We start from the raw sequence: 396 nt of genomic DNA, 5'->3' as shown, positions 1-396 counted from the left end.
ACTTGAGGAAAAATTCACAATCACTGAATCCACCACCAAACCAGCCATTTTTTCTGCCGCATCAACAGCCAATCTTATTGATTGTTCTGCTGCAAACATATCCATGACAACACCGGATTTAATACCGCGTGAACGCTGCACTCCAAAGCCTAGAATTTCCGTAGAATGTGTACGACCATGTAAATAGTGCGCATGCTTTAAAGGACGCAAACAAGCAATAAGACAAACAATCTTACTTGAACCTACATCAAGAACCGTTAAAAAACGTGTCTTACGCCCTCCCAGATGATGTGATCTAAGCAACATCATGGGTTTCCTGCCTTTCGTGTCTTTAAAATACGTTCTTCTTCTTCCACAGTAGCATGATAACGCTCCAACGTTTCATCTGATAAAGAA

General features: G+C 41.2%; 1 pseudogene. It reads right to left on the bottom strand.

The window, feature by feature from the left end:
- A pseudogene (locus tag J7R13_RS09290) lies at positions 1-309 on the bottom strand (cell division protein FtsA); the annotation flags it as partial.
- Between the last annotated feature and the right edge of the window lie 87 nt (positions 310-396).

The organism is Bartonella taylorii 8TBB, assembly GCF_902825155.1.
GTDB classification, from domain to species: Bacteria; Pseudomonadota; Alphaproteobacteria; order Rhizobiales; family Rhizobiaceae; genus Bartonella; species Bartonella taylorii_A.
Note: the sequence above shows the minus strand (reverse complement) of the source record. Positions and strands in the feature narration are given on the sequence as shown.